Below are 5,944 nucleotides of genomic sequence, written 5' to 3' on the forward strand. Positions count from 1 at the left end.
CGGCGCGACCAGGCGCGGCTCCGGGCCGACCAGCACCGGCCGGATCCGGTAGCGGGCCTCGGGGTCCAGGCCGCGCAGGCGCAGCCGGGGACCCGGGTCCGGGGTGATGCTGTCGGTGATCGCCATCGCGAACAGCGCGCGGGACCGGTCGGGGGCGACGACGCCGTGCACCAGGATGCGGTCGTCGTAGCCGTCCAGCCGGACGATGTCGCCGCTGAGCAGCAGGTCGCGTTCGCGCTGGAAGAACGCCACCCAGTCGCGCAGCTCGGCCGTCTCCGCCTCGGTCGCCTCGGCGAGGTCCCATTCGATGCCCAGGTGGCCGAAGATCGCCGTGCCGGCCCGGAAGGCGAGGTCGTGGCGGCGGCCGGTGACGTGCGAGTGGCCCGAGGCGATGTGCGAGCCGAGGTATTCCGGCGGGACCAGCTGGGCGGTCCAGCGCATCATCCGCTGCCGGTCGTGCGGGTCGATGTTGTCCGAGACCCAGACCCGATCGGTACGCTCCAGCACCGCCAGGTCGACCCGGGCCCCGCCGGAGGAGCAGGACTCGATCTCCAGCCCCGGGTGGGCCGCCCGGATCTCGTCCAGCAGCCGGTAGAACGCCAGCGTCTGCGCGTGTACGCCGGGCTGTCCGCGGTGCGTCTGGTCGCCGGCCTCGACCAGGTCGCGGTTGTGGTCCCACTTGACGTAGCCGATGTCGTACTCCCGCAGCACCGCCAGTATCTGGCTCTTGACGTGCTCGTACGCCTCTGGGATGCCCAGGTTGAGCACCTGCTGGGTGCGGGCCTCGATCGGCCAGGAGGCGCGGGCGGCCATGATCCACTCGGGGTGGGCCCGGGCCACGTCCGAGTCCGGGTTGACCATCTCCGGCTCGAACCACAGCCCGAACTGCATACCCAGCGCCCGGACCCGGTCCACCAGCGGGTGCAGCCCCCGGGGCCAGACGTCCGGCGAGACCACCCAGTCGCCGAGCCCGGACGTGTCGTCGCGGCGGGAGCCGAACCAGCCGTCGTCCAGCACGTACCGCTCGACGCCGGCGGCGGCCGCGCGCTCGGCCAGGTCGATCAGGCGGTCGGTGTCGTGGTCGAAGTAGACGGCCTCCCAGACGTTGAGGGTCACCGGGCGCCGGGCGGACACCTTGGGCTCGCGGGCCCGCAGGTGCCGGTGGAAGCGCCGGGCGATCTCGTCCAGGCCGTCGCCGTACGCGGCGTACAGCCACGGGCTCTCATAGCTCTCGCCGGTGGCCAGCCGGATCTCCCCGGGCAGCAGCAGTTCGCCGCCGCCGAGCAGTCGCTCACCCGAGTGCACCTGCTCGGCGTAGTGCGTGTGGTTGCCGCTCCACGCGGTGTGCACCGCCCAGATCCGGCCGGTGGCGAAGCCGAACCCGGCCGTGCCGGCGTGCAGCAGGTACGCGCTGTCCGCCCCGGTCCGGCCCTTGCGGTTCTCCCGCAGGTGCGTGCCGGCCGAAAACGGCGTGCGTACGGGAACCCGTTCCTGGTTGTGCCGCCCGGTGAAGTCGAGCAGCTCGGTGGCCTCGGCCGGCACCGGCAGGGCCAGCACCAGGTCGTCCAGGGCGTACGGCTCGCCGGCGAGGTTGCGCACCGCGGCGCGGCACCGCAGCAGCCCGGCCGGCAGCAGCTCGAGGGTCAGCCGCAGCTCCAGCCCGTCGGCGTCGTCCACGGCCCGGACCTCGACGCGGCCGGCGCCACCGGCGTGGAAGGCGCCCACCGGGTCGCCGTCGACGGTGACCTCGGTGACCAGGAAGGCGGGGGACCAGCCGGCGCCGGCGAACGAGCCGCGCAGGCCGGGCCGGCCGGTCCAGCCGGTCTCGGACCCGGGCAGCACCGCGACCCGCGGCCGGACGTCCGGATCGTTCGACCCGGTCACCGGCTGGGCCGCGACGACGAGTGATGCGGCCTGTTCGGCGTCCAGCCCGGGCAGGGCCGGCCCCCAGTAGGCGACGGCGGGCAGCCGCCCGGCGGTGGCGTCGATCAGCACGGTGACGCCGGCCGCGGTCAGAGCGATGAGCATCTGCTCACCCTAACGACGCGTTCAGGCGGCGAGGCGGGTACGCAGCCAGTCGTGGAATCCGGCGATGTGGTGCTCGCTGGGCACCAGCACCCCGCCGCCGGCGTACGCGCGCGACGCCATCCCCGGCTGGCAGCGCTCGCAGGCGTCGAAGTCCTGCCGGTTGACCCGGTCGAAGAGCTCCACCGAGCGCGACAGGTCCCGGCCCTCGGCGACGACCTCGCTCAGGTAGAGCCAGTCGCACTCGACCACCGTGCGGTCGGCCGCCAGCGGGTACATCCGGTGCAGGATGACGTGGTCCGGCACCAGGTTGAGGAACACCTGCGGTTTGATGGTCACCGCGAAGTAGCGCCGGTCCTGGCTCTCGTCGATGCCGGCGATCGGGGTCACCCCGGCGCTGCCGTCGACGGTGAAGCCCTCGACGCCCGGCCCGAACTCGGCGCCGTGCCCGACGTAGTACTGCGCCGCGTAGCCGCCCGCGAACTCCGGCAGCACGTGCACCAGCTCCGGGTGGATCGTCGCGCAGTGGTAGCACTCCATGAAGTTCTCGATGATGAGTTTCCAGTTGGCCCGTACGTCGTACCGGATGCGCCGGCCGACCGTGAGGTCGTCGATGCTGTAGCGCTCCACCGCGGCCAGGTCGCCCAGCCGCTCCTCGCAGGCGCTCTGCACGGTCTCGGCGAACGACGGCGGGGTCGCGGCCAGGCACACCCAGACGTAGCCGAGCCACTCGCGCACGTGCACCGGGTTCAGGCCGTACTCGACCCGGTCGATGTCGGGCATCTTGACCAGGTTGGGTGCGGCCACCAGCTTGCCGTCCAGGTCGTACGCCCACGCGTGGTACGTGCACCGGAACGTCCGCTTGACCGACCCGCTGTCGTCGTCGCACAGCTGGGCGCCGCGGTGCCGGCAGATGTTGAGGAACGCGCGCGCCTCCCCGGCCGCGTTACGAGTCACCAGCACGCTCTCCCGGCCGACCCGGACCGTACGGAACGCGCCCGGCGTGCCGACGTCCGAGCCGCGCACCGCGCAGAACCACATCTGCTCGAAGATCCGCTCCTGCTCGGCGGCGAAGATCGCGGGATCGGTGTAGTAGGTACCCGGCAGGGTCCGCAGCAGGCTGGCGGGCAGCTCGGTCATGGTCATGTGGTCACCCCTGTGAGGCGGCGTGGGTGGAACAGCTCGATCGGGTGCGCCGTCGCGCCCGTGGTGGCCAGGTCGGCCAGGATCTCGCCGACCACCGGCACGAACTTGAAGCCGTGGCCGGAGAACCCGCACGCGACGGTGACCGCCTCGTGCGCCGGGTGCCGGGCGATCACGAAGTGCTCGTCCGGGGTGTTGCTGTACAGGCAGGTCTTGGCGCGCAGGAACGTGCCGGGCAGGTCGGGCAGGTTGCGCCGGGTCCGGTCGGCCATCGCCCGGATCTCGTCGGGGTGCACCTCGCGGTCGATGGTCTCGGGGGTGGTGACGACGCCGCGCCGGAAGAACGCCACCTTGGCGCCGCCGTCCGGCCCGTCGATGGCCGGGAAGCCGTAGATCTGGCTGCCGGCGGGGTCCTCCCAGATGTAGATCGGGTGGCGCTCGGGCGTGAACGGCGCCACCCCGCCGGCCGGCTGGAACCAGTACTGCACCTGGCGTTCGATGGTGAACGGCACGCCGAGGTCGGCGAGCAGCTGCGGCGCCCACGGTCCGGGGGTGATGACCAGCTGACCGGCCGTGTACGAGCCGGAGCCGGTCTCGACCCGTACGCCGCCGCCCGCCGCGGGCCCCCAGCTGGTCATCGGCTCGTCGAAGTGCAGCTCGGCGCCGGCCCGCGCGGCCAGCGTGAGCTGCGCCGACACGGTCGCCTCGGGGCGGACGAAGCCGGCCTTGGCCTCGTAGAGCGCCACCTCGTCCGGGCGCGGGCTCAGCGTGGGGAAGCGCCGGCGCAGCGCCTTCGCGTCCAGCATCTCGTGGTCGAGCCCCCAGCGCTCGGCGCTGAGCCGGCTGCCCGACACGGTGAGGCTCTCCGGCTGCCCGACCATCACCCCGCCGGTGAGCGTGATGACGTCGGTGCCGGAGTCGCGGGCCAGCGCGTCGTACAGCTCGTAGGCGCGCAGCAGCAGCGGCACGTAGTCGGGGCTCTCGAAATAGGACTGCCGGGTGATGCGCGAGCCGCCGTGGCTGGCTCCCCGGTCGTGCGCCGGCCCGAACTTCTCCAGGCCCAGCACCCGGACCCCGCGCGCGGCGAGCTGGTGGACGGCCGCGCTGCCCATTCCACCGAGCCCGACAACGATGACGTCAAATGCGGCCACGCCGGCTCCTATCGCCGAATCCGTTCATGCTTCGGGTCGAACAGCGGCTCGGCGGCCACGCGGGCGCGCAGGAGCCGGTCGAAATAGCCCACCCGGACGGCCGTGCCGGGCACGGCGATCTCGGCGGGCAGCCAGGCGTACGCGATCGGGGCGCCCACGGTGTGCCCGTACGCCGCACTGGTCACGAACCCGGCCGGTTGGCCGTCGGCGTACACCGGTTCCCGGCCCATCGGCACGCAGCCCTCGTCCTCCAGCACCAGGCAGGCGAGCAGGCGCGCGGGCTCACGCCGTTGCAGCAGTGCGGACCGCCCGACGAAGTCACCGCGGTCCAGCCGCACGGCGAAGCCCAGCCCCGCCTCGTACGGGTCGTCCTCGGCGGTCATGTCGGTGGCCCAGGCCCGGTAGCCCTTCTCCAGCCGCAGGCTGTTGAACGCCGCCCGCCCGCCCGCGACCACTCCGAGCGTGGCACCGGCCTCCCACAGCGTGTCCCACAACCGCAGCCCCAGCTCGGCGGTGGTGTAGACCTCCCAGCCCAGCTCGCCCACATAGGAGAGCCGCAGCATGGTGACCGGCACCGGGCCGAGATGGGCGCGCCGGGCCTTGAAGTAGCCGAACGCGGTGTGCGAGACGTCGATGTCGGCCAGCGGCGCGATCAGCTCCCGGGCGAGCGGTCCCCACACGCCGACGCAGCAGGTGGCGCCGGTGATGTCCCGGATCACCACCCCGGCCGGGGCCCGCCGCAGCAGCCAGTCCAGGTCCAGCGGCCCGTTGACGCCGACCTGGAACCGGTCCTCGGCGAGGCGGGCCACGGTCACATCGCTGCGGATGCCGCCGTCCTCGTCGAGCAGCAGCGTGTAGACCACCGTGCCGACCGGACGGTCGAGGTCGTTGCTGCTCAGCCCCTGCAGGAAGGACAGCGGGCCGGTCACTTCGAGGCGGGTCAGCGGGGTCATGTCGTACAGGGCGACGCGCTCGCGGGTGGCTCGGGCCTCGGCCGCCGCTATCGGTGACCAGTGCCGGGCCGACCACTCGTCGCGCGGGGCGGCGGTACGGGGCAGCTCGGCGTTGGCCTCGTACCAGAGCGGCCGCTCCCAGCCGGCGGCCTCGCCGAACACCGCGCCGAGCTCGCGCTGCCGGGCGTGGAACGGGCTCACCCGCAGGTCCCGGACCGAGGGCGGGTCCAGCGGATGGATGATGTCGTACACCTCGACGAAGCTGCGCACCGAGCGCTCCCGCACGTACGCCGGGGACAGCTGGGACACATCGAAGCGGTTCAGGTCGCACTCGTGCAGGTCGACGCCCGGCCGCCCGTCGACCAGCCACTCGGCCATCGCCCGGGCCACCCCGGCGGAGTGCGTCACCCAGACCGCCTCGGCCGTCCAGAAGCCGCGCACCTCGCGGGACTCGCCTAGCAGCGGGAAACCGTCCGCGGTGAACGAGAAGACGCCGTTGAAGCCTTGGTCGACCGCGCTGCCGGCCAGCGCGGGCAGCAGCTCGGTGGCGGCGGTCCACGACTCGGCGAAGTCATCGGGGGTGTAGGCCAGCATGGACGGCTGCGGGCCCTCGGCCAGCTCGGTGAGCTCGACCGGCATCGGCCGGTGCAGGTAGGAGCCGATGCCGAGCCG

The 5,944-nt window shown here is 73.1% G+C and carries 4 protein-coding genes; all 4 read right to left on the reverse strand.

The annotated features are described in order from the left end of the window. Positions 1–2,028 (reverse strand): alpha-galactosidase (locus AB0C29_RS29895; RefSeq protein WP_360826999.1); only part of this gene is annotated, 2,028 nt, incomplete at its 3' end. 21 nt (positions 2,029–2,049) lie between these two features. Next, complete coding sequence (locus AB0C29_RS29900; protein WP_360827002.1) at positions 2,050–3,171, reverse strand: aromatic ring-hydroxylating dioxygenase subunit alpha; 1,122 nt, start codon at positions 3,169–3,171, stop codon at positions 2,050–2,052. Next, a complete protein-coding gene (gene solA / locus AB0C29_RS29905) occupies positions 3,168–4,319 on the reverse strand; it encodes an N-methyl-L-tryptophan oxidase (protein WP_360827005.1) in 1,152 nt (383 codons plus the stop codon). Before solA ends, AB0C29_RS29900 begins: the two co-directional genes overlap by 4 nt. A gap of 8 nt (positions 4,320–4,327) precedes the next feature. After that, positions 4,328–5,944 (reverse strand): glycine cleavage T C-terminal barrel domain-containing protein (locus tag AB0C29_RS29910; RefSeq protein ID WP_360827008.1); only part of this gene is annotated, 1,617 nt, incomplete at its 5' end.

The sequence above is a fragment of the Actinoplanes sp. NPDC048791 genome (assembly GCF_040650095.1).
Taxonomy (GTDB): Bacteria; Actinomycetota; Actinomycetes; order Mycobacteriales; family Micromonosporaceae; genus Actinoplanes.